Raw genomic sequence first — 205 nt, 5'->3', positions numbered from 1 at the left:
ATTCCTTTAAGATTTTGGTGTTGGTAGCCATTTGATGGCTAGCCACGACAATGGAGCTATGACCGCCATTGCTGCGTAGTTCTTTGGAGACTCAATTCCGAATATCACTAAAGTGCCGACAATTACGAAGAAGATGGCTACGGCCAATATTAGGACTATATGTTTCATCGATTTTTCCCTTATGTCGTTCTATCACTAATCTGAG

At 41.5% G+C, this 205-nt stretch carries 1 protein-coding gene; it reads right to left on the bottom strand.

The window, feature by feature from the left end:
- Positions 1-6: 6 nt before the first annotated feature.
- Entirely contained in the window at positions 7-168 is a 162-nt protein-coding gene (locus tag IYN85_RS25710) for a hypothetical protein (RefSeq protein ID WP_196161839.1), read from the bottom strand.
- Positions 169-205 lie beyond the last annotated feature (37 nt).

This window comes from Reinekea sp. G2M2-21 (assembly GCF_015687175.1).
In the GTDB taxonomy this organism is placed as follows: domain Bacteria; phylum Pseudomonadota; class Gammaproteobacteria; order Pseudomonadales; family Natronospirillaceae; genus Reinekea.
This window is presented reverse-complemented; position numbering and strand designations above follow the sequence as displayed.

Coding starts and splice junctions, on each gene's coding strand:
- IYN85_RS25710 (WP_196161839.1), bottom strand. CDS start 168: ATGAAACATATAGTCCTAATATTGGCCGTAGCCATCTTCTTCGTAATT.